The following is a 26,320-nucleotide window of genomic DNA, read 5'->3' as shown; positions in this document are numbered from 1 at the left end:
AAAACCCCACGTTAAGTGAGGTTTTTATCTCATAAAAACAACTAATTAGTCAATCATCAACCAATCAATTTCTTCATCAATTCATTTACTTGAGCAGGGTTAGCTTTACCTTTTGCAGCTTTCATGACTTGACCAACCAGACCGTTAAAGGCTTTTTCTTTACCAGACTTGTACTCTTCAACCATTTTTTCATTGGCTGCAAGTACGTCTTTGATAATCGCTTCAATGGCACCTGTATCGGTTTCTTGCTTTAAGCCTTTCTCAGCAATAATGTCATCTGCAGATTTTCCTTCTGCTTCCCACATAAAGCCAAACACTTGCTTCGCAATTTTACCGTTAATGGTGTTATCCACGATACGTGCGATCATACCACCCAACTGCTCAGCACAAACAGGAGAGTCTGCCAATTCTAAGCCTGCTTTGTTTAAAGCGCCTGAAAATTCACCCATCACCCAGTTTGCAGACACTTTACCTTGCGCAGCACCGCCAGCAGCAGCCACAACCGCTTCGTAGAAGTCAGCCATTTCGCGTGACAGCGTCAATACATGTGCATCGTACTCAGTCACAGCAAAGTCAGCGATAAAGCGTGCACGACGTGCTTTAGGCAATTCTGGAAGGGCAGCACGTGCCGCTTCGATCTGCTCGTCAGCAATGATCACTGGCAATAAGTCTGGATCTGGGAAGTAGCGATAGTCGTTCGCTTCTTCTTTTGAACGCATTGAACGGGTTTCCATCTTGTTCGGATCGAACAAACGGGTTTCCTGATCGATCGTGCCGCCATCTTCCAAAATTTCCATTTGGCGTTCAATTTCAACATTGATCGCTTGCTCAATGAAACGGAATGAATTGAGGTTTTTTAACTCGCAGCGTGTACCAAAAGGTTGACCCGGACGACGCAATGACACGTTACAGTCGGCACGGAATGAGCCTTCTGCCATGTTACCGTCAGAGATACCTAACCAGCGCACAAGCGTGTGAATCGACTTGATATAGGCAACCGCTTCTTCAACCGAACGCATATCTGGCTCAGATACGATTTCAAGCAATGGCGTACCCGCACGGTTTAAGTCGATACCCGACATACCTTCGAATTGGTCATGGATTGATTTACCAGCATCTTCTTCAAGATGGGCACGAGTCACGCCAATACGCTTCACAGTGCCATCATCAAGTTGGATGTCGATATGACCCAAGCCGACGATTGGATTGTCCATCTGGCTGATTTGGTAGCCTTTTGGAGAATCTGGATAGAAATAGTTTTTACGTGCAAATACTGATGCTTGATCGATATAGGCATCAATACCTAAACCAAAGCGAATCGCAAGATCAACCACTTCGGCATTGAGTACAGGTAAAACACCCGGCATGGCCAAATCAACAAGGCTGGCTTGAGTATTTGGGTCTTGACCAAATTCAGTCGATGAACCAGAGAAGATTTTAGACTTAGTCGCCAATTGCGTGTGGATCTCAATCCCGATAACGACTTCCCAACCGTCAATTAACTTTAACTTTTGAGCTTCAGCCATTATGCATTCTCCTCAGCAATTGCCGCACGTTTGGTATGCCAGTCTGTATTTTGTTGATATTGATGCACAATCGAAAGTAATTGTGATTCTGACCAGTAGTTACCAATCAACTGTAAGCCCACAGGTAAGCTGTCTTTATCAAAGCCCACAGGTGCGTTGATGGCTGGTAGACCTGCCAAGTTCACAGCAAGCGTATAAATATCGCCTAAGTACATTTCAGTCGGGCTGAGGTTGGCACCGATTTTGTACGCAGTCGTTGGTGCAGATGGCGCTGCAATCACATCGACATTTTCAAACGCTTGCAAGAAATCTTGCTGAATCAAACGACGTACTTTTTGTGCTTTGACATAGTAGGCATCGTAGTAACCCGCAGAAAGGGCATAAGTACCGATCAGGATACGACGTTGTACTTCAGCACCAAAACCTTCTGAACGTGAGCGTTTGTACAAGTCCATTAAATCCACTGGATTTTCACAACGGTAGCCATAGCGTACACCATCAAAACGTGACAGATTTGAAGACGCTTCCGCAGGTGCGATCAAGTAGTAAGTTGGCACATATGCTTCGGTCATGTTGAGATCAATCTCAACCAAGATTGCACCCATCTCTTCAAGCTTTTTCAAAGATTCTTCAACACGTGCTTTCACATCTGCGTCTAAACCAGCCACATTAAAGTATTGCTTTGGAATACCAATGCGTAAGCCTTTGATTGTTGTGCCATTCAAGTTAGCAACGTAATCGTCAACATCTTTATTCACCGAAGTCGAGTCTTTGGTATCATGACCTGCAATCACATTCATCAAGTAAGCACAGTCTTCCGCAGAACGTGCCATTGGACCACCCTGATCAAGCGATGATGCGTAGGCAATCATCCCGAATCGAGAGACCCGACCATAGGTCGGTTTTAAGCCAGTTAAGCCACAGAATGAAGCAGGTTGGCGAATAGAACCACCTGTATCAGTACCAGTCGCAATTGGAGCCAAATCTGCTGCTACAGCAGCAGCAGAGCCACCCGATGAACCACCTGGGACATGATCTAATGCCCAAGGGTTACCTGTTGCGCCAAAATATGAACTTTCAGAGGTTGAACCCATTGCGAATTCATCCATATTCACCTTACCTAAAGTCACGAGACCCGCAGCTTTGGCTTTGGCAACGACAGTCGCATCATAAGGTGAAATGAAGTTATCCAACATTTTTGAACCGGCAGTGGTTTTAATGCCTTGGGTACAAAAAATGTCTTTATGCGCAAGTGGAATACCCGCAAGTGCATGTGCATGACCTGCTTTGAGTGCAGCATCAGCAGCGTCAGCTTCAACAAGTGCTTGTTCTGCTGTCACTGTTACATAACTTTTTACTTTCGGGTCAATTTGAGCAATACGTTTTAAATAATGTTCGGTCAATTCACGTGATGAAAATTGAGCTTGTTTTAGCCCTTCAGAGAGTTCACGGATTGATAAGCGATGTAAATCTGTCATATGAAAAATTTCTTTACATTCTAAATATAAAATATTGACTAATCGAATAGAAATTATTCAATTACGCGAGGTACAAGGTACAAGCCTGCTTCTGTTGCAGGAGCGACCGCTTGATATTCATCACGATGGTTGCTTTCACTTACAATATCAGCACGTAAAGGTTGCGGATTATCAAAAGGACTTTTTAAAGGCTCAACATTATCGGTATTAATGCCTTTTAGGCTTTCCATCATGCCAAGAATTTTATTTAAACTTTGAGCATATTCAGTAGATTGCGTGTCGTTTAGAGACAAGCGAGCAAGATGTGCAATCGCTGAAACGGTCTGTGCATTTAAGTCCGTTGTCTGCTGAGCATCTGATGATGTAGACATAACTTTACCTAATTCAGTATCAAAAAATTGCAAAATATCGTGCGTTATAATAAGCGATTGACTTGTTCAAAGCATCACATTTCGTTAAAGTTGCCACCTTGCATCCATACAAAGTTTAATTGAGAACGCCCCCGTGATTCTAAAACGACTAATTGGCTTGTTTTCGCCGGATTTAGCCATTGATTTAGGTACGGCAAATACACTTATTTATGCACCAGGCCGTGGCATTATATTAAATGAACCGACTGTTGTGGCGATTCGTCATAGCGGTTCGCAGAAAATTGTTGCTGCTGTTGGTCTTGATGCTAAACAAATGTTAGGTCGTACACCAGCGAATATTTCAGCGATTCGTCCGATGAAAGACGGTGTGATTGCCGATTTTGAAGTCACTGAGACCATGTTGAATCAGTTTATCGGTAAAGTACATGAAAAGCGTTTATTTCCACCAGCACCGCGTGTTGTGGTGTGTGTCCCATGTAAATCAACTTTAGTTGAACGCCGTGCGATTCGTGAGGCGGTATTCAATGCAGGCGCACGTGATGTACGTTTGATTGAAGAACCAATGGCTGCTGCAATTGGCGCAGGTATGCCTGTTGAGCAAGCATGTGGTTCAATGGTCGTGGATGTAGGTGGTGGTACCACTGAAATTGCAATCATTTCATTACAAGGTTGTGTCTATGCCGATTCATTACGTATCGGTGGTGATGTATTTGATGAGCAAATTATCAATTACGTTCGTAAAGCACACGGTTGCGTGATTGGGGAAACTACAGCAGAAACCATTAAGAAAGAAGTGGGTATGGCTGTGACTGATGGCAAAACGCTTCAGATTGAAGTGCGCGGTCGTAATTTGGCAGAAGGTGTGCCACGTGCGATTACAGTCACTTCTGATGAAATTTCACAGGCGATTGCAGATCCATTACAAAGCATCGTGAGCGCAGTAAAATCTGCTTTAGAACAAACTCCACCTGAACTTTCTTCGGATATTGCAGAGCGCGGTATTGTGTTGACTGGTGGCGGCGCATTATTACGTAACCTTGATAAACTGCTTGCGCAAGAAACAGGTCTACCTGTGATTGTTGCAGATGACCCTCTAACTTGTGTCACGCGTGGTGGCGGTAAAGTCTTAGAGTTCTTTGATAATCCGAACCATGACATGCTTTTTGTTGGCTAAATCATAAGGACTAGGCGGTGCAACCGAATCTTTTTTCAAGACAACCGCCATCTTTTCGCTCATTTATTATTGCGGTTATTTCATGTTTGGTGGTGCTTTTCTTTGATTGGCGCATGCCTTATGTGATTCAACCTGCAAGAGATGTCTTGTATGCAGCGTATAATCCAATTTATGCGCTGGCAAGTTATCCTGTATTGTCGCGAGAATGGCTGAACCAACAAACCAAATCTGAAACTCAATTGCGCCGTGAAAATACCGCAATGCAGGCTGAACTCCTTCAAGCTCAAGTTCGACTCCAAAAACTTTCAGAACTCTCCGCGGAAAATAACCGTTTAAGGGGGCTTTTGGATACGCCATTGATTATCGATGGTCGTATGCAAATTGCAGAAGTGATTGGAACAGATGCCGACCCATTACGCCATATTATTATCATTAACCGTGGCTCTGTGGATCACTTAAAAGTTGGGCAAACTGTTCTCGATGATAAAGGGATTATGGGACAACTGATTAATGTGTACCCGCATAGTGCCCGTATCATGTTGTTATCTGATAAAGAACATTCGCTGTCTGTGCGTTTAGAACGTACAGGAATGCGTGCCATTGTATCTGGAACAGGTGATTTAGGCCGCCTAAAAATGGAATATGTTCCGACGAGCGCCAACATCCAAGCGGGCGATAAAGTATTTAGTTCGGGTTTGGGGGAGCATTTTCCTGCTGGCTATTTGGTAGGTACTGTTTCTAAGGTTAGCCGTCATACTTCAGGTGAGTTTGCGGAAATTGATGTTATTCCTGCGGCACAACTTGCCAGTGGTCATCATGTGGTAGTGTTATTTTCAGAATCTTTAGCGCAGGAGCAACCTTATGCCGATCGCTAGATTAAGTTTTGAAAAACGCAAAGATCCACTTTGGATGATTATCATCTCAATTATTATCGGGTCTATTCTTTTAGTTTATCCAATTGCTTACGAAGCTTCAGGATGGCGACCATCAATTATGCTGATGACCATGCTGTTCTGGATTCTTTATCAACCTAGTTGGTGCGGGGTTTGGTTCGCCTTTGGAGTGGGGATTTTCACTGATTTATTGTTAGATGCGCCTTTGGGTTTAAATGCACTAAGTTTTGTTTTGATTACGTTTGGTACGCGTTATTTTATTCGTGAACGTCGAATTTTAACTTTTGCGAACTCATGGGTAATCGCTGTACTTGCAATTATTGCACATTTAACCTTGTTGTGGATGAGTCAAACAATATCGAGTACACATTTTTCAATAGCGCGACATTGGCAACCGCTTGTTACTAGCGTGATAGGATGGCCGATGGTTTATTACTGCTTAAAAAAATGGCGCGTATAATTTTAGCTTCGAGTTCACCTCGTCGTAAAGAACTGCTACAACAGTTAGATCTGGACTTTGAAATATATAGTCCAGATATCGATGAAAGTGTCCGAGAAGGGGAAATTGTTGAACACTATGTTGAACGATTGGCGAGAGCAAAAGCACATGCTGTTCTTGGTTTATTTCCTGATGCAATTGTGATTGCTGCGGATACCAGTTTAAGTTTTGCAGGTAAGATCATTGGAAAACCACAATCAAAACAACATGCGTTTGAAATATGGTCAACAATTTCTGGGCAATGGCATGATGTGTACTCTGGAATTTGTGTGGCAAGCTCTGTCCAATGCTTAAGTAAAGTGGTTAGAACTCAAGTCGAGTTGCAACAGTTAAGTCATACCGAAATGGAAAAATATTGGGCAACAGGTGAACCTGTTGGAAAAGCAGGGGCGTATGCGATCCAAGGGATCGCAGCTCAATATATTCCCCAAATTCGGGGAAGTTATAGTAATGTGGTTGGTTTACCGTTGTACGAAACAGCACTGTTATTAGAAAGCGTTAAAATTTAAAGTAGACACTTTCGGATATAAGAATTTTTATAAAATTTTGAGTGGATTATGGCAGAAGAATTGCTAATTAACGTCACACCGATGGAGTGTCGTGTGGCTTTAATTGAAAATGGTACGGTCAATGAATTATTTGTTGAGCGTACTGTAAAACGTGGTTTAGTGGGTAATATTTATAAAGGTAAAGTGGTACGTGTACTGCCGGGTATGCAAGCTGCTTTTGTTGATATTGGTTTGTCTCGAACGGCTTTTTTACATATCAATGATATGGTGTGGTCACGTTCGCAACCCACTCCAAATGTTTTTGAGCTTTTGCATCCGGGACAGATGTTGACGGTTCAAGTGATGAAAGACATGTTGGGAACCAAAGGTGCGCGTCTAAGCACAGATCTTTCAATCCCATCGCGCTATCTTGTGTTAATGCCTTATGGCAATCATATCGGTGTATCACAACGCATTGAATCAGAAGAAGAGCGTGATCGTCTCCGTAGTATGATTGAACGCATTCAGACTGAACACAGCTTACCGGGTAGTGTGATTGTTCGTACCGCAGCGGAAGGTGTGGACGAATCGGCGATCGCACAAGATATGTGTTATTTGAGTAAGCTTTGGGAATATATTCAACGTAAGCAAAAAGAAGTTTCTACACCTGAACTTATTTTTGAAGAATTGCCTTTACCACAACGAATTGTCCGTGATTTAGCCAGTGATGAAACGGCAAAAATTTATGTCGATTCTCGTGAGATTCATGCCAAGTTAAGTGAGTTTGTGCAGGAGTTTGTTCCTACAATTGAAAATCGTCTGATTCATTATCCGGGCGAAAAGCCACTTTTTGATTTGTATAATGTTGAAGAAGATATTCAAAAAGCGTTGCAGACCCGTGTCGCACTTAAGTCAGGTGGCTATCTGATGATAGATCAGACTGAAGCAATGACCACGATTGATGTGAATACTGGCTCTTATGTCGGCGGTCGTAGTTTAGAAGATACGGTATTTAAAACCAATATGGAGGCGACACAAGTTATTGCGAGACAACTCCGTCTACGTAATTTGGGTGGCATTATCATTATTGATTTTATTGACATGCAAGAGCTTGAGCATCGACAAGAGGTCATGCGTCAGTTTGAACGTATGCTTGAACGTGATCATGCCAAAACAAAAATCACCCAAGTTTCAGAGTTAGGCTTGGTTGAAATGACACGTAAACGTACACGTGAGTCTTTAGAGCATTTATTATGTGAATCATGCCCAACTTGTCAGGGACGTGGATATGTAAAGACAGCAGAGACAGTATGTTACGAGATATTTCGAGAAATTTTGCGTTATGCCCGTGCATTTGATTCCAAGAGTGGCTTTACTGTCGTTGCACATCCAGCAGTGATTGATCGCTTATTAACGGCAGAAGCCCCAGCAGTTGCAGATTTAGAGCATTTCATTAGCCGAGTGATTAAATTCCAAGTTGAAAATTTATATACGCAAGAGCAATACGATATCATTTTGAGTTAAAGTTGTAACAAAATTTCGCTTAATCCTTGTTACAACTGAAATTTTACTTTCTATCATGAATTTTAAATACTAGAACCATAGAATGAGCCATAGGTATCTTGAGTACCTTAGCAAATAATATGAGGTATATAATTATGAATGTGAGCGAAAGATTAGTGAATCACGGTTTTAAGCATGTTTTAGACAGTAATCCAGTCAATACATGTTATATGGTTGATAGCCAAGGTAAAGAGGTTCAAATTACTACGGCAATGATCCGTTTAGCCTGCCATCAACTATTACAGCGTTGTCGTACAATTAAAAAATAAGGGGCTATTGAAAGCCCCTTAATTTTTTAGCGAATTTTTTAATTCACAACTTTCTGTTGTGGTAAATTCTCAATTGCTTGTTCAAAGCGTTGAATTTCATCTTCTAGATGAGCGAGAAGAGTTTGCATTTTTGGCACTGTATTACGACAAGCAAGTAGACCAACTTCCAATTTATCTAAATAGCTGGTCATGGTGATATTCAGTGCTTGACCATCCATGACGATTGAAGCAGGGTAGAGCGCATCAAGTTTTGCACCATTCCAATATAACGGCTCGCGTGGACCTGGTACATTTGAAATCACCAAGTTAAATGCCTGACGTTTCGGTAACATTCCTGAAGCGATGTTTAAGCCTGCTGGTCCATATACCAATGCACTATAGTTTAGGATTTCATTTGCAGTCATGCGGCTAAAACGCTGCTTTGAATTCTGGACGCTACGGCGAATAATTTCTAAACGTTCAATTGGGTCTGCAATATGAGTGGCTAAGTTTGCCAAAATCATGGTAATACGATTGCTGAAATCAGAATCATCAGTACGCAATGAAGCAGGAACCATCGCAATCAAAGGTTTTTTTGGCAAACTATTTTGATTGATCAGATATTCACGTAATGCACCAGAGCAAACTGCTAGTACCACGTCATTGAGTGTTACACCAAGTGTTTTAGCGATAAGGCGGAAACGTTCCAACTCAAAAGATTGTGCAGCAAAACGGCGAGAAGAACTCACACGTTGGTTTAAGATCGATGGTGGTGCTTGAAATGTTGAGACATAATCAGGATTTTTCCCGATTTCCTTAAATAAGGTTTGTGAAAGTTCCTGCATCACTTTAGGTGCGACTTCACACTGTGATTTAATCGTATCCAAAACTCCTCTGATTTTACTTACAGTAGGGGCTTTAGGTGCTTTTAAGCGTTTAGTACGCTTTCCTTCGACACACCATAATGGTACGACATGCTTTTCATTTGGGTCTTTGGAGAGTGATTTTTCGATCAATCGCATTCCAGCAACACCATCCACCATCGCATGGTGAATTTTGAAATACATTGCAAAACGATTGCCTTCAATGCCTTCAATAATATCGCAAGTCCATAATGGTTTAGCACGGTCAATCAATGAGCTATGCTGTTGTGAAATATAAACTAATAATTCACGAATACGGCCAGGGTTTGGTAATGCGATATGACGGAAATGATGGTCAATATCGAACTCATGGTCTTCTCCCCAGAAGAGTCCTGTGAGCTGATTGTTAAATGGTGCAACAGGAATACTTTTCGACTGACGAATATCCTGAACAAGATCATGCACGAAAGTCGGCGATGCATTCTCTGGAATTTCGAATAAAAATAAGCCGCCTACATGCATAGGTTGCTGTCTTTTCTCTAATGATAGAAAAATAAAATCAATAGGGTGTAATGGGCGCATAGCAGATATAGCCTCTCATTGAATTTTTATAAGATACTTGTAGGGTCTGATGACGTTTCAACCATGCCTTGCGTTATAGGCTAAAACCACACAAACGAGGCATGAAATGCAGGCAATGGCGATACCCTTGTCAAGTTTCATAACGAAGTTTGGGGTAGTTTTAGCCATAACCCTTCAGGACAGGGACATTTTTTGCCGCTACTGTGTTATGCCTTATTCATTTAGAATAGCTAAATCTCATAAGTCATGCCTTGTATCGTCTAAAAAAAGTCCTCTGTCGCAAGCATCTGTGAAATGTCAGCAGACCCTATAATTCTTATTAGAATTATTGAACCGTTGTGCGAAGTATATACGGTTTAGTCTGGTTAAAATATGACTTTGTACAGGGGAGTCAGAAAAAATAAAACCACTGATGAATCAGTGGTTTTTATATACCAAATCTGCTATGTATTATTTTTTTAGATTGCCAGAATGTAAGCCACATTCTTTATGGGTTGCTTCTTCCCACCACCAACGACCTTCACGTTCATGTTGATTTGGCAGCACAGCACGGGTACAGGGTTCACAACCAATTGAAATAAAACCACGTTCGTGTAGAGGGTTATATGGAATTTCCATCATTCGAATATAACTCCATACATCTGCACTGCTCCAATTTGCAAGCGGATTATATTTAATCAATTGCTTGCCTTCACCTGAAAAGCCAACATCCGCTTGAACTACGGGAATCTCATTACGTGTGCCTGGACTTTGATCTTTACGTTGACCTGTAATCCAACCATCCAAAGTCGCTAATTTTTTACGTAAAGGTTGTACTTTACGAACGCCACAGCATTCCTGATGACCATCTTCAAAAAAACTAAACAACCCCTTTTCATTTACCAACTGCTGTACAGCAGCGGATTCAGGGAAGCAAATTTCGATCTTAATATTGTAATGTTTACGAACAGTTTCAATAAATTGATAGGTTTCTGCATGTAAACGCCCTGTATCTAAACTAAATACACGAAATGGTTTACCAATACGAGAAGCAATATCAATTAATACAACATCTTCGGCACCAGAAAATGAAATTGCAATTTCGCCTTCTTGGCTTAAAGCAAGCTCTAAAATTTCTCGTGGTGATTTATCTGAATATTCAGCTGCGAGCGCATCTACAAGGTCAATAGTCGGAATAACAGTCATAGGTGTTCCTGGCGAAAGGCTTGGGCACAATTGTAAATCATTCTAAGCAAAGCCATTTGCTTGTCTTCGATTTTAATCTTGCAGAATAAAATCGTTTTATTTAACAACAGCGCAAAAAATGAAAATCTTAATGGTATGATACAGCAATTTTTAATCAACATTGGATGCATTCATGGAAATCGTATGCCTAGACCTTGAAGGGGTACTTGTACCAGAAATCTGGATTAACTTTGCCAAGAAAACAGGAATTAAAGAATTAGAAGCGACGACGCGCGATATTCCAGATTATGATGTTTTAATGACTCAACGTTTAAACATTTTAAAAGAGCATGGTTTGGGTTTAAATGATATTCAAGCTGTGATTGCTGATATGGGACCATTTGAAGGTGCAAAAGAATTTGTTGAATGGGTACGTACACATTTTCAACTGATTATTTTATCTGATACTTTTTATGAGTTTGCACATCCATTGATGAAACAACTAGGTTGGCCAACGATTTTCTGTCATAAACTTGAAACTGATGAAAATGGTATGATTACCGCGTATAAATTACGCCAGCCTGATCAGAAGCGTCAGGCAGTGAAAGCATTACATGGTTTAAATTTCCGTGTGATTGCTGCAGGTGACTCTTATAATGATACGACTATGTTAGGTGAAGCAGATCATGGTTTCTTATTTGATGCACCAGCAAATGTAATTGCTGAATTCCCACAGTTTCCACCTTTGCATGGCTATGAAGCATTGAAACAAGCGATACGCTCTGTATCACAACGTAATATTCCAGAATAATCAAAATTTCTAAGCTTTTTAATAAAGGTAAAGGAAATTTAAAAATAAAAGGCGCTTAGAAGCGCCTTTTATTTTTACTATTTATTAGAATTTATAACCAATTTTCAAACCATAAGCGATCGCATCATTATTTTCAAACTCAGCTACGTAGTTAGGCGTATTAAATTGAGAACCTGATTGAGCTTTAGCATCTCCTAACCAGAAATACTTTACGCCACCAGCAATAAAGTAATTCGGGGCAGGGCTATATTGAACTCCTAGGCCTACATTCCAATAACCTTCTGTTGGTCCGAGTGTTGTAACTGGGTTACCTGCACCCGAATCCCAACCTACAGATACATTACCAGCCCAATGATCATTGACTTTACGGCCTACGCCGGCAGTTATAGAATATTGGTCGTCAGTATAAGCTACTAGATCAAATCCATCTTTTTTACCAGTCTTATTAACGATAGGAGGTAGAACTGAAGCGGCCCCAAATTTATATGGACGAATCGCAAAGTCTTTCCAGTTTACCCAACGAACGTTTGCGAACGCGACAGTATTTTCCATAATTCCTGTTTGAAAATCGAGGTTAATGGACTGAGGCGTCGTAATTTCAGTTGTACCTTGAGCATTGTTAATTTGATTTAACATCGCATCAAAAACAGGACTGCCTGTAAAACCTGCAATTCCATGATTCTCATATGCATTCATTTCATGCTTGATTTTTGCACGGTAAGTTAAAGATGTTTTGAGTGCAATTTCTGGAATTTGATAAGCGACACCTACTAACCAACCTACAGCTTCATCACGTCCAGTTTTGAAATCATAACCACTGTACGCACTATAACTTTCGCCACGTAATAATACCGTTGCATCTAGTGTTTGATAAACAGCTCCCGCATAGAGATTCCAGTTTAGGGTTGGTTGATAACCTAGAATTAAATTTAAATCTTCAGTATCAACTGTAACTGAGGTGCCACCTTGAAATGGAAGAGGGCGGCTTTCGATAAAGTTGCTTTTGCCTTTGTATTCTGCATCAGCTCCATAAGGTTGGTCATAAATAAGACCAATAGAGAATTTTTCGGTTGCCTGAAGTTTTAAAGCAGCATTTGGCGAGTAATAGTTACCTGCCATATTACCTGTCTCATTTTTCGATGTATCTTTTCCTGATACATTTGGATCAAGAACTGAAATACCTGCTTCAAAATAGTTGCCTGCTTGTAAAAAAGGGGCAATAGATTGACCTGAACGGTCTAAAGCTGCTGCAAAAGCTGAAGTGGTTGGGAGTAAGCTAAGTAAAAGAGCGTGCTGAATCGCATTAATCTTCATTGGTATTTTCTCTCATATCACTCTGTAACAAGAATGTTGCGAAAAGTAACATAATTTTTATGGCACAAAATATTTTACAAATGTCCATAAATGAACTGATAAAGTCATGAAAATTTCTTGAGAAGTGTAGTGTTATATACTATTCGGTTTATTTGTAAATTCTTATTAACAATTTGATTAATCATGTTTTTCTATATTTTAAGAATAATCCATAATAAATTTTTAACAGCATTTATTTTGAGCATGGCAATAAAAAAGACCATCAAATGATGGTCTTTTTTGAAAAAGATTGATTAAAATTTATAACCAATTTTCAAACCATAAGCGATAGCATTATTATCTTCAAATGTACCAGCAGCAGAATGAGCACCAGTCACAGCATCAGCATCACCTAACCAAAAGTATTTAACACCACCAGCGATGAAGTAGTTAGTTGCGGGACTGTATTGAACACCTAAGCCAACGTTCCAATAACCTTCTGTAGGGCCTAAAGTCGTTACAGGGTTGCCTGCACCAGAATCCCAACCTACAGAAACATTTCCAGCCCATTTTTCATTTAATTTACGACCAACACCAGCATTTACAGACCATTGATCTTTACTATAATCGACTAAATTAAAGCCATTCGGTTGACCTAAAGCAGGAAGCATTGCACCTGCAAGCTTAGATAATTGTCCGAATTTATATGGTTGAATAGCAAAATCTTTCCAATTTACCCAACGTACATTAGCAAATGCAACAGTATTTGCCATGATACCTGTTTGGAAATCTAAATTAACAGATTGAGGTGTGGTAATTTTAGTTTGACCGCTAGAATTCAGAATACCATTAACTTGAGCTGGAGTTAATTTACCAGCTTGGACAAGTAATGTACCTAATGGATTTAATAGAGGTAAAGACTCTTCGATATTAACTTTGTGTTCAATTTCAGAACGATAAGTTAAAGATGCTTTTAAGGCAATTTCTGGAATTTGATAAGCTGCACCTACTAACCAACCAAACGCAGAATCTTCTGGAATATTGGCGTCATAACCATTATATAAGCTATATGTTTGTCCACGAAGACTAACATCACCTTTTACAGTTTGATATACGCCACCAGCATAAAAATTAAGGTTCTTATTTGGTTGATAACCAAAAATAAAGTTAATGTTTTGAGTATCTACTTCAACTGAAGTATTCCCAGATTGTGCTGCATTTAAAGCAATTGCACGAGGAACACCATTTGCATCTTTAATGACTGGTATTGTATTAAAAGAACCATTTGGTGCGCCTGTAACGACAGGTAAATTGTTTGTCAAAGCTGTAGCGGGTAATACACCATCAGAGTTTGATGCAACAAAATTACTTTTGTTTTTGTATTCTGCATCAGCACCAAAAGGTTGATCATAAATTAAACCAAACGAAAAATTCTCTGTAGGTTGTAATTTTAGTGCAGCATGAGGAAAATAATAATCACCAGCCATATCGCCTGTATTATTACCAGCAAGATCTTTTCCTGAAACATCTGGATCTAGAACCGAAAGACCAGCTTCAAAATAGTTACCTGGTTGTAAAAAAGCAGACACAGACTGACCTGAACGATCTAATGCTGCTGCAAATACTCCAGTTGCAGGCAGCGTCGCTAAAATCATGGCAGTGCTAAGATGTTTTAATTTCATTTTAAATCTTTCCTTGAACTTCAAGATTTTTTAGGTAGAGAAGCTATGATTGGCTTGTCAAATCATGCATTGAAATAGATTTGATATAACTTCATGTAACAAAAATACCATAATTAAAATAAGAGTAAATATTCTAAATGAACTACCCAGTACGATTGATGACATGAAACAGGATAAAAATAATGCTATTTATGTTAGTGTATATTTCTATATTTACTGGTAATATAATGAAAAATATAGATTATTAACTAAAAATTAGCGTATTGTTTTTTTGCATTTTTTCAAAAAAAAAACTTTATAAGGTCAAAGGTTTTTTGTAAAAATTGAGAAATTTTTCTCCATAATTTTTCTTTAAAGCACTTTTTGACAATACTGAGCAGAATTTAAGAATAATTTTACGCAAAATTTACGTCCAGTGGTTTTTTCAATATAGAGAATTTACGCCCTCAATTTCCATACTAATGATGACCTATTTTAAATGGCATTTGCTATGTGGGAATTTATTTCTGTATTTGTCTTTTCATTGTTGTTGGCTTATCCGCTCGGACACTATCTTGCGGATGTAATGCAAGCCAAACCAATGAAAAGTGACGCTTTGTTTAAAAGGATTGAGCAACCGATTTATGCGCTACTGGGCGTCAAGCGCAGTGGGATGAACTGGCGACAATATTTGGGTGCTTTTGTTCTGAGCAATATTTTATTGCTTGCTGCAAGTGTCACTATTTTAATGACACAGGCATGGCTACCATTGAATCCTGATCATATCCCGAATATGAATTGGGATTTGGCTTTACATACCACCATTTCATTTTTGACCAATACCAACCAGCAGCATTACTCGGGGCAGTCTCAACTCTCTTATCTATCGCAAATGACCGTGATTGTTGGATTGCAATATTTGTCGCCACTTATGGGACTTGCCTTATTAGTCGCAATGTTAAGAGCATTATTTTTACAATCCGCTCAAGCAGAAGACTCAGAACAAAACAAATGGAATCGTATTAATCTGGGCAATTATTGGATGGATATCATCCGTCCCTTATTTCGATTCTTCATTCCTCTAGGATTTATTTTTTCTTTGCTACTGACCTTTCAAGGTGTGCCAGCAACCTTATCTGCTGGGCCAACAGCGCAAATTTTAGAGCAAAGCACAGAAGTCAAAACTCAGCATATTCCGCTCGGTCCTGTTGCACCGATGGTGGCGATTAAACAGCTGGGCAGTAATGGCGGTGGCTGGTATGGACCAAACAGTACTGTGCCTTTAGAAAATCCAACACCATTCTCCAATGTGATTGAGATGATCGCGATCTTACTGATCCCATTGTCAGCCGTATTTATGGTTGGGCGTTTTATTCAACGCAAAAAACTGATGTGGATGATTTTTGGCAGCATGTTGTTGATGTCACTTTCTTCAACGCTATTGACCCTGTGGGCTGAAAAATCTTCGCTCACTCCAAATACTGCTTTGATGGAAGGGAAGGAAATGCGTTTCGGTGCTGAGGCATCCGCACTATGGGGGAGTTTGACTACACAAGTGAATAACGGCTCTGTGAATATGATGCATGATTCGGCTTCACCACTGACGGGATTGGTTGAACTGTGCAATATGCTGATCAATGCCATTTGGGGCGGGATTGGTTGCGGTCTATTACAGTTCTTTATTTATCTATTTCTGGCGGTATTTATTGCAGGTTTGATGACAGGACGTACCCCTGAACTGTTTGGCCGAAAAGTTGAAGTGACTGAAATTAAGTTATTGGCACTGGTGATTTTATTACAACCTGTGGTGATTCTGGGTTTGACGGCCATCGCCATTGCCTTTCCATCCATGACAGGGACTTCAAATCCAGCGTTTCATGGTATTAGCCAAGTGTTTTATGAGTATGTCTCTGCCTACGCCAATAATGGTTCGGGTTTTGAAGGCTTAGGCGATAACATTGTATGGTGGAATCTGAGTGCCAGTGTCGCTTTATTGGCAGGGCGTTATAGCGTGTTGATCATTCCAGTCTTAATTGCAGTCAGTTTAGCAACCAAACCGCAAGCAGCCGAAAGCAAAGGTTCTTTACATATTGAGTCACCGACATTTGCACTGACCTTAATCGGGATCGTGTTGATTCTCACCTTATTGCAATTCATGCCAGTGTTGGTGATTGGGCCAATTGCTGACTATTTATCGATAAAAGTTTAAGCGTGGAGCAAGCACAATGAAACATTCAAATGCGACACAACAGATGGATATCTTGAATAAAGAAATTATTCAGCAAACTTTCCATAAATTGCTGCCTCAACACGCATTTAAAAATCCAGTGATGGCCTGTGTGTGGGTAGGAACAGTTTTAACCCTTGTTGCCACTTTGATGGGGAGTAACAGCTTAGGTTTTGGTTTAGTCCTAAGCTTGATTCTATTGGTCACGGTCTTATTCGCCAATTATGCCGAAGCGGTTGCAGAAGCCAAAGGTCGGGGACAAGCAGCATCATTACGTCAGGCGCGTGAAAATTTAACTGCAAATCGTATTCTCGATTTAAATGCCGTACCTACAGTGATTTCTGCAAATTTACTGAAAAAGGATGATCTTGTCATTGTTAAAGCAGGTGAAATTGTTCCTGCGGATGGGGAAATTATTCAGGGTTTTGCGACCATCAATGAATCAGCCGTTACAGGTGAATCTGCGCCCGTACTGCGTGAAGCCAATACCGATCGTTCAGGCGTGATTGGCGGAACTAAAGTCTTGTCAGATGAAATTATTATTCGAGTTAGTAATGAGGCAGGGCATAGCTTTTTAGACCGTATGATTGCCTTGGTGGAAGGTGCCAACCGTCAAAAGACACCAAATGAGATCGCATTGAGTATTTTGCTCAATATTATGACCATCACCTTTATTGTGGTTGTGTTGACTTTACCTGTGATTGGCTCAATGGTCGGGATCAAAATTAGTATGGTCTTGCTAATTGCACTGTTGGTCTGTTTGATTCCAACTACAATCGGAGGCTTGCTGCCTGCAATCGGTATCGCAGGGATGAACCGTGCTTTAAAAGCCAATGTCTTAGCAAAATCAGGGAAAGCGGTTGAAGTTGCGGGTGATATTGATGTGTTGTTGTTGGATAAAACTGGCACGATCACCTATGGCGACCGTCAAGCCACTGCTTTCTATCCATTGGCTGGTGTGACACCAAGTGAGTTACGCCAAGCGGCAATGCTCACTTCTTTTGCTGACCCAACCCCTGAAGGGAAGTCGGTGGTGGCTTTAGGTAAGGAACTAGGCGAAAGCGTTCAAGAGCCAAAAGATGCCGAGTTCATTCAGTTTAGTGCATCAACTCGTTTATCGGGTGTGGACTTAGCGACAGGGCAAAAGATTCGTAAAGGTGCTGTGGACGCGATTCTTAACTTTACCCATCAAGAAATCAAAGACAATATTGAACTGAAAACTCGTGTAGAGCAAGTGGCTTCTAAAGGTGCGACACCGCTTGTGGTGGCTTCGAATCATAATATTTTAGGCGTGATTGAACTTTCAGATGTGATTAAACAAGGCATTAAAGAGCGCTTTGCACTGTTACGTGAGATGGGCATCAAAACCATTATGGTCACAGGAGACAATCCATTAACCGCGGCTGCGATTGCGGCTGAAGCAGGGGTGGATGACTATATTGCAGAAGCGAGACCTGAGGACAAATTGGCGTGTATTCGTAATGAGCAAGCAGCAGGGAAATTGGTCGCAATGGTGGGTGATGGTACCAATGATGCACCAGCCTTGGCGCAGGCAGATATTGGTTTAGCCATGAATTCAGGTACTCAGGCTGCCAAAGAAGCAGGCAATATGGTGGACTTGGATTCCGATCCGACCAAATTGCTGGATGTGGTCGAAATTGGCAAGCAGCAATTGATTACTCGTGGAGCATTAACCACTTTTTCTTTGGCAAATGACGTATCTAAATATTTTGTGATCTTACCAGCCTTGTTTGCCGTGGCGATTCCACAACTAGGGGTACTGAATGTTTTACAGCTTAGTAGTCCAAGTAGTGCGGTGATTTCCGCTTTGATCTTTAATGCCTTGATTATTCCAATGTTGATTCCATTGGCACTCAAAGGCGTTCAATTCAAACCTGCCAGTGCGCTGCAATTGTTACGCCGTAATATGCTGATTTACGGTGTAGGTGGGGTGATCTTTCCGTTTATTGTGATCAAGCTGATTGATCTTGTTGTGTCCTTGTGGATTTAGGAGTTGGAAATGAATACTTTATTGAGTCATGAACAATTGAATCAACAGGACTTGGCATTATCTAGTCAAGGACATTCAGTCCTACGTCCGAGTCTGGGTTTGATCTTGGTTGGTTTTTTCATTGCAGGCATGTTGTACGCTACGGCTAGTGTCTCTGTAGCTCAGTTGCTTTTCCCTGAGCAGGCCAATGGCAGTTTAATCAAACTTGATGACAGAATTGTGGGTTCAAGCTTGGTAGGACAAAACTTTGTTAGTGAACAATATTTTCATGGACGACCAAGTGCGGTAAGTTACAATGTCGATGGCATGGCAGGCAGTAATTTAGCAATCTCTAATCTTGATTTACAAAAACAAATTAAAGAGCGAACAGTGCAATTTGCCCAGAATAATCATATTACTGAGCAACACGTGCCGAATGAGATGGTGACGGCATCAGGAAGCGGAATCGACCCAGATATTTCACCTGAAAGTGCTTTATTACAGGTGAAACGCGTGGCACAGCAACGTCATTTATCTGAGCAGCGAGTGCGTGATTTGGTACAACAACAAATTCAGCCTGCACAATTCGGCGTCTATGGGCAAGCGCGGGTCAATGTGCTACAGCTAAATTTAGCCTTAGATCAATTGTCATCGACCATACGTTGATAGAGCGTAATTATGCAGATCGACCGTAATAACAAAGCAGATGCATGGTTGGCACATAGTCAACGTGAACAATCTGGACGTTTGACCATTTTCTTGGGTGCAGCACCTGGGGTGGGGAAAACCTATGCCATGCTGACCCGAGCGCATGAACTGATGCAGCAAGGGCAGCATGTGGTGGTCGGGGTCGTAGAAACCCACGGTCGATCTGACACCGAAGCTTTGATTCAAGGGCTGAATGTTATTCCAAGAAAGTCTGTGGAATATCAGGGGCGAATGTTGGATGAGATGGATCTCGACCAAATTCTTAAATTAAAGCCTCAAATTGTGCTTGTTGATGAATTGGCCCATCGTAATGTACCCAATAGTCGGCATGAATATCGTTGGCAAGATGTCAATGAGTTGTTGGATGCAGGTATTGATGTCTATAGCACCTTAAATATTCAGCATTTGGAAAGTCTGAATGATGTGGTTTTTCAAATTACGGGGATTCGGGTCACTGAAACTGTCCCCGATGCACTACTTAAACGTTTGAAAGATATTCGACTGGTTGATTTACCTGTTCCCGAACTATTAGAACGGATGAATCATGGCAAGATTTATTTCGCCGATGTTGCACCCCATGCATTACAAGGTTTTTTTAAAGCTGCGAATTTGACAGCTTTACGTGATCTGGCAATTCAAACTGTTGCAGGGCAGGTCGATATTGATTATCGAGAAAAATTTGTTGCGCAAGGGCAGATTATTCCGATTCAAAATCATGTGATGTTGGCGATAGATGGTTCTGAATTCTCTGAAGATTTGGTACGCCGTGCCCATCGGATTGCGGAAAGGCGCAATGCAACGTGGAGCGTCATTTCGATTCAAAAAAGTAAGGTTGAAACGACCCAAGCTTTTGCAGTGACTAAAGCCTTTAATCTAGCGCGTAAGCTCGGTGCAGACACTTATTTACTCTATAGTAATCATATTGCATCGACTATTTTACAAGCGGCTTATGATTATGGTGCATCGAATATTTTACTTGGTAAAAGCCCTCAAAAATCGTTATGGCAGCGCCTATTTTCAGATCATATTGCCGATCAACTGTTAGAGAAACAGCATCCCTTTGAAATCACCTTTGTTCAGCCTTTAAAAGCCAAAAATAATGAAAAGCATTTGCAGAAAGATGTGGCGCATTCATCTTGGTTGGAACAAGGTTTAGCATTTAATCAACGTGAAGTGTTTGAAAGTATTATCATTGTATTGCTAGGATTGATTGTGGCAGCAATCAGTGATCATTTTATTGGGTATAGTGATTTAGCTTTGATTTTTATTGTGACTGTATTATTGGTTGCGATACGTGCCCGCATGTTGATTACAATTATCAGCGTATTCGTCTGTTTTTTACTCTATAACTACTTTTTTATCGAGCCTCGCTTTACCTTTATGATTAGTGCTGAACGTGGGGTGATTACCATTATCACGTTCATTGTCTCAGCTTTATTGGTCGGGCGTTTAGCCAACCAATTACGCGCTCAGGTGCTTAGCCTACGTGCTGCAAATTCAGTGTCGTTACAGTTACAGGAATTAGAGCGCAAGCTATCGACCTGTGTAGATATTGAACAGGTGTTAAGCCTAGCTAAACAACATTTAGAAACCTCATTAAATGCCACGGTCTGGTTAAAAGTTGAAAATCAGTCTTTAGGTGATCCATCTGTCTTAAATGAAAAAGATCAAATTGCCGCAGATTGGACGCAGAAGAATGCGAAACCCTGTGGACGTTTTACCAATACGTTGACCAATTCTGATTGGTGGTTTATTCCGTTAAATTTGGTGAAAGAATATGGCGTGATTGCAATTCGCTTTCATCAAAATGCTCAAACCATCAGTTTTGAATTGCAACGTTTAACTGAGTTGATGATTGAAGATATTGCGCAAACTGTTGCTCGGGTGCAACTCTCGTTACAGTTAGAAAATTCTAGAGTAGTGGCTGAAACGGAAAAGCTACGTTCAGCTTTGCTTTCTTCGGTCTCGCATGATTTACGTTCACCCTTAGCAGCCATGATTGGTTCAGCAGATACGCTCAAATATTATGGTGAACAGATGCCTGAAAGCGATCGGTATGAATTATTAGACACTATTCACATTGAAGGGGAACGACTGGATCGTTATATTCAAAACCTGTTGGATATGACTCGATTAGGTCATCAGGGTTTGACTTTAAGTCGTGCTTGGATCGGTGTGGATGAACTGATTGGCTCGGCAACGCAACGGCTTAAACGCTATCAGCCTGATGTAAAAATCGAGGTTGCTTTGGCGGAAGAACTTCCGCAATTGTATGTGCATCCTGCTTTAATTGAACAAGCCATTTTTAATGTCTTGGAAAATGCAGCCAAGTTCTCACCAGAGAATGTTCCGATTGAAATAAAAATTCAGCAAGAGCAACAATTTCTGCAAATTGACATTATCGATCAGGGGATCGGCATTCCTGAAGATGAACGTGAACAAATTTTTGATATGTTCTATACCATGCAGCGTGGCGATCGCGGTAAAACAGGAACAGGTTTAGGGTTGGCGATTGTCAAAGCCATTATTGGCGCACATATGGGCAGTATTGAAGCTTTTGCTGGAACAGATGGTCAAGGCACCTTAATTCGCATACGATTACCGTTACATCAGGATTAAAATTATTATTTATGCCGCAAACAACCCATCCGAATGCTTCAATTTTAATTATTGATGATGAACCTCAAATTCGAAAATTTTTAGACATTGCTTTACGTGCGCAAGGTTATCAGGTGCATGTTGCTGAAAATGGCATGAAAGGCTTAGAAATTTTGGCAACACGAGGTGCGGATTTGCTGATTTTAGATTTGGGTTTGCCAGATATGGAAGGACAGGAAGTATTGACCGAGATGAGGCAATGGTCAGATATTCCTGTGATCGTGTTATCTGCCCGTCCTGATGAAAATCAAAAAATTAAATTGCTCGATGCAGGTGCAAACGACTATGTCACTAAACCGTTTAGCATTCAGGAATTATGTGCCCGTATTCGGGTAATGTTTCGCAATAAACCACAACAGTCTGAACAGAACATTGTATTTGATGATGGTCAATTATCTGTGGACGTTGCTAAACATGTGGTGAGATTCGCGAATGAAGAAATTGTTCTCACAAAAAAAGAATTTCAACTGTTAGCACTATTGATTCGTCATGAAGGTAAGATTATTACGCAAAAACAAATTATGGCCGAGTTATGGGGTATTAGCCATGAAGAAGATACCCATTATCTTCGAATCTTGGTGAAAAAACTCCGCAGCAAAATTGGAGATTCTGCGGTTACTCCAAAATATATTTTTACCATTGCAGGCGTGGGGTTACGTTTCCAAGGACAATCCTAAATTGAAAATAAAAAAGAGAGTTTGCAAAACTCTCTTTTTTGACGAATAAACCGTTTATTTTAAGTTTGGGTCGCCTTTTTTCAAGAAGAAACTTAAAGCAAGTTTTTGCACCCAAGTGCCATAAGGTGGATAGAATAATTGCGTTGGGAAGAAGCGATGACGAGCAAAAACTGTTTTCGCATGTGATAGCTCACGGAAGCCTTCCTCACCGTGATAAGTTCCCATACCAGAGTTACCAATACCACCAAATGGTGCATCATGGTTGACCACATGCCAACCCCAATCATTAATCGTGACACCACCTGAATGAGTTTGTTTTAAAATGTAGTCACGTTCAGTTGAATCATGGGTGAAACAATAGAGTGCTAAAGGTCGTTCACCTGCTTTGATATAGGCGATCGCGTCATCAAGGCTATCGTAAGCAACTACAGGCAATACTGGGCCAAACAGCTCTTCTTTGAGAATGCGCATATCGGGTGTGCAATTCAGTACAATATGTACAGGCATACGACGCGCATCTTTGTCACGATCATATTCGGCACAGGCAATAATTTGAGCGCCTTTGGCTTTGGCATCGTCTAGGATTTCTAATAAACGTTTGAAATGGCGATCATTGACGATAGATGTATAGTTAGAATTATTGCAGATGTTACTGCCATACATCGCCGTAAAATTCTTTTTGCATTCTTCTGCAAACTGATTCACTTGCTCTTTCGGCACAAGCGCATAGTCAGGTGCAACGCAGATTTGCCCACAGTTGGTTGCCTTACCATGCAATATACGTTTAGCTGCATCGGCTAAGGGATAATTTCGACTGACAAGCGCAGGGGATTTACCGCCTAATTCTAATGTGACAGGTGTTAGGTTTTCTGCTGCTGCACGCATCACCACTCGACCAATTGCAGGTGAACCTGTAAACACAATATGGTTAAAAGGGAGTGATGTGAATTGTGCAGGATTAAGAATTTCTTCCCCGAAAATACAAACTTCATCTTCAGTAAAAACTTCAGCCAGCATACGTCTCAGTACTGCATTAGTGGCAGGCGTAATTTCCGGCAGTTTAATCATGACTCGATTGCCCGCAGCGATTGCCGCAACCAATGGACCAAGCGCCAAATAAACGGGGAAGTTCCACGGCACAATCACACCGACCACACCTTTCGGTTGATATTGGACAGCCAGACGGTTTGATAAAAACAGTAATTCAGTACTTCGTTTACTCGGTCGCATCCATTTACGTAAATGTCGAATGGCATGTTCTGCTTCCAAAACAGAGCCTAATAAATCCAATAGCTTTGATTCATCTAGCGATCGAGAACTAAAATCGCTATTGATAGCAGTTGCAATGACGTCTTGATAACGAATAATTTGTTTTTTAAGTTTGAATAATTTTGTACGTCGAGCATCGAGATCAGGATAAGGATTCGCATCAAAAGCAGCACGTTGTTGGGCGAATACCAAGTGCATATGTTTAGTTGACGAGTCGCTAAATTCCTGCGAATGAGAAAGTGTCATTGTTGCTCCTTCCATGCTTATTGGTAGAAATAGACTTTATGATTGATTGAATTTTTAGTCGATGTTAAATTGAGACAACAAAAAGTAATTTAGTGCCATTATCTACTGACCCAATGGATAACGTAAAAATGCCTAAACAGAATATTGAGCAAAATATTTATATTGAAGCTCGTTATGATCATACGCTATTCGGTCAAGGCACGCCTATACTTGGTTTAAGCAGTTTGTATGATGAAATGCAAAAACAAGGATATTCCATCGCTCAGATGTTGGACGGTACGGGTATTGCGCATGATGCGCTGACAAGTGCGACCACAACAATATCTCAATATCAAAAGTTGAAGCTATTTCAAAATATCCAATCTTTGTCTAAAGATCCATTGATCGGGCTTAGGGCAGGGCAAAAACAAAAATTATCAGATTTCGGGGTGTATGGTTATGCACTGTACTCCTCTCGTAACTTTCAACAAGCCGTCGAACTTGGCATTCGTCATATCAAATTAGCCAGTCCAGTATTACAAAAATCATTTTATATACAAAATGATGCTGCAATTTTTGAAGCTAAGGAAATTATTGCTTTAGGACATTTATTGCCATTAATTTGCGAGTTCTGGTTTAGTTCAATGCAGACCTTAATTCAGTGCGTACTTGAAGCGCCATTTCAAGCTAAAAGGTTATTACTGCCTTATCCTGCCCCTGAATATGCAGATGAATACCAAAAAGTGTTTGGTTGTGTTGTGGAATTCGATGCAGAGGTGATGCAATGGCATTTCGATTTAGCATGGTTAGATGCGCCTTGTCCAAATGCAAATCCGATTACTGCGGATATGTGCCAGTCTTTTTGTGAGCGGATGTTGGGAAATGAAAATGATGAAGAATCTGAACTGATCAAAACGATTCGTCTTATTTTCTTGGATAGCGTTGGGAATTTTCCAACTGCTCAACAGATGGCAGATCAATTACATTTATCTAAAAGAACTTTATATCGCCGTTTAGCCGATCTGAACGTGACTTACCAAGAGATTTTGGATAGCACGAGAACACGTCTTGCCGATGAATATCTAGCTGCGACAACACTGAGTATGGATGAAATTGCTGAAAGACTTGGTTTTTCAGATACTTCAAACTTTAGGAAAGCGTATTGTCACTGGACGGGAATTTCACCTAATCAATATCGTAAAAAGTTTGCTTAGTGAAATGCAAGAGCTAGGCATTATTTAAAATTAATTTTGATAGAGATTTAATCATTCTTTCATGATTCGCTTATATATTGCGGTGAGCGAATCTAAAAAGATAAATATGCAATGATATTTGAAAGCTTAAACATCTATTTGTTTGATTGCATAAACTCATTTGCGACTCAGAATCCGATTGTGGATAGAGTTGCTATATTTACAGCACATGACTTAAATACAGTTTTTATATGTTTTCTTTTATTCTTATTGGTTTACCAATGGAAAATCTATAACTATTTATTCGCTAAAACACTTTTAATTGTACTGCTTTCTTTGATCCTGAGTGACTTAGCTGAAATTCTGTACCATCATCCTCGTCCGTTTGAAATAGGATTAGGTCATCAACTTATTGGGCATGGTCCAAGTTCATCATTTCCCAGTCAGCATACCTTAACCATTGCGATCATTGCTTTTTCATATTGGTTAGCAGGCTTTAAGAAGATTGGTGTATTTGGTATTTTTGTCGGTATGGTCGTTGGTTTATCAAGGATTTATGTTGGGGTTCATTTTCCATTTGATATCATTGGATCTTTTATTATTGGTTTGATGTTGGTTGTATCTGTCAATTATATCGTGAAAGATTTGACTGTTAGAATTCGTAAAATTACATCGGTCAGTGCTTATGATGCTTAACAAAATGCTAAACGGTTATTTGAATTTTACGTTAAATTTATACTGAGCTTAGATAAGTTTATA

22 protein-coding genes are annotated in these 26,320 nt (G+C 40.4%); 14 read left to right on the top strand and 8 right to left on the bottom strand.

Going from position 1 to position 26,320, the window contains the following annotated elements; translation table 11 throughout:
* Positions 1 to 56: 56 nt before the first annotated feature.
* Genes gatB through gatC form a run of 3 tightly spaced genes read right to left on the bottom strand, consistent with a single transcriptional unit; the run spans position 57 to position 3,375 of the window.
* A complete protein-coding gene (gene gatB, locus O1449_RS11495) occupies positions 57 to 1,526 on the bottom strand; it encodes an Asp-tRNA(Asn)/Glu-tRNA(Gln) amidotransferase subunit GatB (protein ID WP_269238383.1) in 1,470 nt (489 codons plus the stop codon).
* Positions 1,526 to 3,004, bottom strand: a complete 1,479-nt coding sequence (gatA, locus tag O1449_RS11490; RefSeq protein WP_269228558.1) for an Asp-tRNA(Asn)/Glu-tRNA(Gln) amidotransferase subunit GatA — start codon at positions 3,002 to 3,004, stop codon at positions 1,526 to 1,528. Before gatA ends, gatB begins: the two co-directional genes overlap by 1 nt.
* Before the next feature lie 53 nt (positions 3,005 to 3,057).
* Positions 3,058 to 3,375: an Asp-tRNA(Asn)/Glu-tRNA(Gln) amidotransferase subunit GatC gene (gatC, locus tag O1449_RS11485; RefSeq protein ID WP_004664595.1), complete on the bottom strand. Its 318-nt coding sequence runs from the start codon at positions 3,373 to 3,375 to the stop codon at positions 3,058 to 3,060.
* Between the two features lie 133 nt (positions 3,376 to 3,508).
* On the opposite strand from gatC, the gene O1449_RS11480 reads away from it, so the two are divergent.
* The 6 genes from O1449_RS11480 (at position 3,509) to O1449_RS11455 (ending at position 8,261) form a co-directional block, all read left to right on the top strand.
* Positions 3,509 to 4,549: a rod shape-determining protein gene (locus O1449_RS11480; RefSeq protein WP_004664594.1), complete on the top strand. Its 1,041-nt coding sequence runs from the start codon at positions 3,509 to 3,511 to the stop codon at positions 4,547 to 4,549.
* A gap of 17 nt (positions 4,550 to 4,566) precedes the next feature.
* Positions 4,567 to 5,424 (top strand): rod shape-determining protein MreC, encoded by an 858-nt coding sequence (gene mreC, locus O1449_RS11475; protein WP_269228557.1) that lies wholly within the window; start codon positions 4,567 to 4,569, stop codon positions 5,422 to 5,424.
* On the top strand, positions 5,411 to 5,902 hold the full coding sequence (gene mreD, locus O1449_RS11470) for a rod shape-determining protein MreD (RefSeq protein ID WP_269238382.1): 492 nt from the start codon (positions 5,411 to 5,413) through the stop codon (positions 5,900 to 5,902). Before mreC ends, mreD begins: the two co-directional genes overlap by 14 nt.
* Positions 5,890 to 6,450: a Maf-like protein gene (locus O1449_RS11465; protein WP_269238381.1), complete on the top strand. Its 561-nt coding sequence runs from the start codon at positions 5,890 to 5,892 to the stop codon at positions 6,448 to 6,450. Before mreD ends, O1449_RS11465 begins: the two co-directional genes overlap by 13 nt.
* A 48-nt stretch (positions 6,451 to 6,498) precedes the next feature.
* Positions 6,499 to 7,953 carry a ribonuclease G gene (gene rng, locus O1449_RS11460; RefSeq protein WP_269228554.1) on the top strand — a complete coding sequence of 485 codons (1,455 nt, stop codon included), beginning with the start codon at positions 6,499 to 6,501 and terminating at the stop codon, positions 7,951 to 7,953.
* A gap of 134 nt (positions 7,954 to 8,087) precedes the next feature.
* Positions 8,088 to 8,261, top strand: a complete 174-nt coding sequence (locus tag O1449_RS11455; protein ID WP_004664584.1) for a PA1571 family protein — start codon at positions 8,088 to 8,090, stop codon at positions 8,259 to 8,261.
* A gap of 38 nt (positions 8,262 to 8,299) precedes the next feature.
* Here the strand turns inward: O1449_RS11455 and O1449_RS11450 are convergent, their stop codons facing one another.
* Positions 8,300 to 9,685: a WS/DGAT/MGAT family O-acyltransferase gene (locus O1449_RS11450; RefSeq protein ID WP_269238380.1), complete on the bottom strand. Its 1,386-nt coding sequence runs from the start codon at positions 9,683 to 9,685 to the stop codon at positions 8,300 to 8,302.
* Between the two features lie 450 nt (positions 9,686 to 10,135).
* Positions 10,136 to 10,870 carry a phosphoadenylyl-sulfate reductase gene (locus O1449_RS11445; protein WP_004664580.1) on the bottom strand — a complete coding sequence of 245 codons (735 nt, stop codon included), beginning with the start codon at positions 10,868 to 10,870 and terminating at the stop codon, positions 10,136 to 10,138.
* A gap of 172 nt (positions 10,871 to 11,042) precedes the next feature.
* Between O1449_RS11445 and thrH the strand changes: the two genes are divergently transcribed.
* The gene (gene thrH, locus O1449_RS11440; RefSeq protein ID WP_046738126.1) at positions 11,043 to 11,660 is read left to right on the top strand and encodes a bifunctional phosphoserine phosphatase/homoserine phosphotransferase ThrH; all 618 of its coding nucleotides are present in this window, start codon (positions 11,043 to 11,045) and stop codon (positions 11,658 to 11,660) included.
* A gap of 84 nt (positions 11,661 to 11,744) precedes the next feature.
* On the opposite strand, the gene O1449_RS11435 is transcribed toward thrH, so the two are convergent.
* Positions 11,745 to 12,974: an OmpP1/FadL family transporter gene (locus O1449_RS11435; RefSeq protein WP_269238379.1), complete on the bottom strand. Its 1,230-nt coding sequence runs from the start codon at positions 12,972 to 12,974 to the stop codon at positions 11,745 to 11,747.
* A gap of 293 nt (positions 12,975 to 13,267) precedes the next feature.
* Positions 13,268 to 14,635 carry an OmpP1/FadL family transporter gene (locus tag O1449_RS11430; protein WP_269238378.1) on the bottom strand — a complete coding sequence of 456 codons (1,368 nt, stop codon included), beginning with the start codon at positions 14,633 to 14,635 and terminating at the stop codon, positions 13,268 to 13,270.
* Positions 14,636 to 15,125: 490 nt separating this feature from the next.
* Here O1449_RS11430 and kdpA point away from each other — a divergent pair, with 490 nt between their 5' ends.
* The 5 genes from kdpA to O1449_RS11405 are packed head-to-tail and all read left to right on the top strand — an operon-like array spanning position 15,126 to position 22,874.
* Entirely contained in the window at positions 15,126 to 16,823 is a 1,698-nt protein-coding gene (gene kdpA / locus O1449_RS11425; RefSeq protein WP_269238377.1) for a potassium-transporting ATPase subunit KdpA, read from the top strand.
* A gap of 16 nt (positions 16,824 to 16,839) precedes the next feature.
* Entirely contained in the window at positions 16,840 to 18,852 is a 2,013-nt protein-coding gene (gene kdpB, locus O1449_RS11420) for a potassium-transporting ATPase subunit KdpB (RefSeq protein WP_269238376.1), read from the top strand.
* Between the two features lie 9 nt (positions 18,853 to 18,861).
* Positions 18,862 to 19,497: a potassium-transporting ATPase subunit KdpC gene (kdpC, locus tag O1449_RS11415; RefSeq protein ID WP_269238375.1), complete on the top strand. Its 636-nt coding sequence runs from the start codon at positions 18,862 to 18,864 to the stop codon at positions 19,495 to 19,497.
* 12 nt (positions 19,498 to 19,509) lie between these two features.
* Complete coding sequence (locus O1449_RS11410) at positions 19,510 to 22,158, top strand: sensor histidine kinase (RefSeq protein WP_269238374.1); 2,649 nt, start codon at positions 19,510 to 19,512, stop codon at positions 22,156 to 22,158.
* An 11-nt stretch (positions 22,159 to 22,169) separates the two neighbouring features.
* A complete protein-coding gene (locus O1449_RS11405) occupies positions 22,170 to 22,874 on the top strand; it encodes a response regulator (protein WP_269238373.1) in 705 nt (234 codons plus the stop codon).
* A 54-nt stretch (positions 22,875 to 22,928) separates the two neighbouring features.
* Here O1449_RS11405 and O1449_RS11400 read toward each other — a convergent pair whose 3' ends face one another.
* Positions 22,929 to 24,389, bottom strand: a complete 1,461-nt coding sequence (locus O1449_RS11400) for a coniferyl aldehyde dehydrogenase (RefSeq protein ID WP_269238372.1) — start codon at positions 24,387 to 24,389, stop codon at positions 22,929 to 22,931.
* A 128-nt stretch (positions 24,390 to 24,517) separates the two neighbouring features.
* Here O1449_RS11400 and O1449_RS11395 point away from each other — a divergent pair, with 128 nt between their 5' ends.
* Complete coding sequence (locus O1449_RS11395) at positions 24,518 to 25,582, top strand: AraC family transcriptional regulator (protein ID WP_269238371.1); 1,065 nt, start codon at positions 24,518 to 24,520, stop codon at positions 25,580 to 25,582.
* A gap of 111 nt (positions 25,583 to 25,693) precedes the next feature.
* Positions 25,694 to 26,257 carry a phosphatase PAP2 family protein gene (locus O1449_RS11390; protein WP_269238370.1) on the top strand — a complete coding sequence of 188 codons (564 nt, stop codon included), beginning with the start codon at positions 25,694 to 25,696 and terminating at the stop codon, positions 26,255 to 26,257.
* Positions 26,258 to 26,320: the final 63 nt, after the last annotated feature.

This window comes from Acinetobacter sp. TR3 (assembly GCF_027105055.1).
Taxonomy (GTDB): Bacteria; Pseudomonadota; Gammaproteobacteria; order Pseudomonadales; family Moraxellaceae; genus Acinetobacter.
Note: the sequence above shows the minus strand (reverse complement) of the source record. Positions and strands in the feature narration are given on the sequence as shown.

Coding starts and splice junctions, on each gene's coding strand:
- gatB (WP_269238383.1), bottom strand. CDS start 1,526: ATGGCTGAAGCTCAAAAGTTAAAGTTAATTGACGGTTGGGAAGTCGTT.
- gatA (WP_269228558.1), bottom strand. CDS start 3,004: ATGACAGATTTACATCGCTTATCAATCCGTGAACTCTCTGAAGGGCTA.
- gatC (WP_004664595.1), bottom strand. CDS start 3,375: ATGTCTACATCATCAGATGCTCAGCAGACAACGGACTTAAATGCACAG.
- mreD (WP_269238382.1), top strand. CDS start 5,411: ATGCCGATCGCTAGATTAAGTTTTGAAAAACGCAAAGATCCACTTTGG.
- O1449_RS11465 (WP_269238381.1), top strand. CDS start 5,890: ATGGCGCGTATAATTTTAGCTTCGAGTTCACCTCGTCGTAAAGAACTG.
- rng (WP_269228554.1), top strand. CDS start 6,499: ATGGCAGAAGAATTGCTAATTAACGTCACACCGATGGAGTGTCGTGTG.
- O1449_RS11455 (WP_004664584.1), top strand. CDS start 8,088: ATGAATGTGAGCGAAAGATTAGTGAATCACGGTTTTAAGCATGTTTTA.
- O1449_RS11450 (WP_269238380.1), bottom strand. CDS start 9,685: ATGCGCCCATTACACCCTATTGATTTTATTTTTCTATCATTAGAGAAA.
- O1449_RS11445 (WP_004664580.1), bottom strand. CDS start 10,870: ATGACTGTTATTCCGACTATTGACCTTGTAGATGCGCTCGCAGCTGAA.
- thrH (WP_046738126.1), top strand. CDS start 11,043: ATGGAAATCGTATGCCTAGACCTTGAAGGGGTACTTGTACCAGAAATC.
- O1449_RS11435 (WP_269238379.1), bottom strand. CDS start 12,974: ATGAAGATTAATGCGATTCAGCACGCTCTTTTACTTAGCTTACTCCCA.
- O1449_RS11430 (WP_269238378.1), bottom strand. CDS start 14,635: ATGAAATTAAAACATCTTAGCACTGCCATGATTTTAGCGACGCTGCCT.
- kdpA (WP_269238377.1), top strand. CDS start 15,126: ATGTGGGAATTTATTTCTGTATTTGTCTTTTCATTGTTGTTGGCTTAT.
- kdpB (WP_269238376.1), top strand. CDS start 16,840: ATGAAACATTCAAATGCGACACAACAGATGGATATCTTGAATAAAGAA.
- kdpC (WP_269238375.1), top strand. CDS start 18,862: ATGAATACTTTATTGAGTCATGAACAATTGAATCAACAGGACTTGGCA.
- O1449_RS11410 (WP_269238374.1), top strand. CDS start 19,510: ATGCAGATCGACCGTAATAACAAAGCAGATGCATGGTTGGCACATAGT.
- O1449_RS11405 (WP_269238373.1), top strand. CDS start 22,170: ATGCCGCAAACAACCCATCCGAATGCTTCAATTTTAATTATTGATGAT.
- O1449_RS11400 (WP_269238372.1), bottom strand. CDS start 24,389: ATGACACTTTCTCATTCGCAGGAATTTAGCGACTCGTCAACTAAACAT.
- O1449_RS11395 (WP_269238371.1), top strand. CDS start 24,518: ATGCCTAAACAGAATATTGAGCAAAATATTTATATTGAAGCTCGTTAT.
- O1449_RS11390 (WP_269238370.1), top strand. CDS start 25,694: ATGATATTTGAAAGCTTAAACATCTATTTGTTTGATTGCATAAACTCA.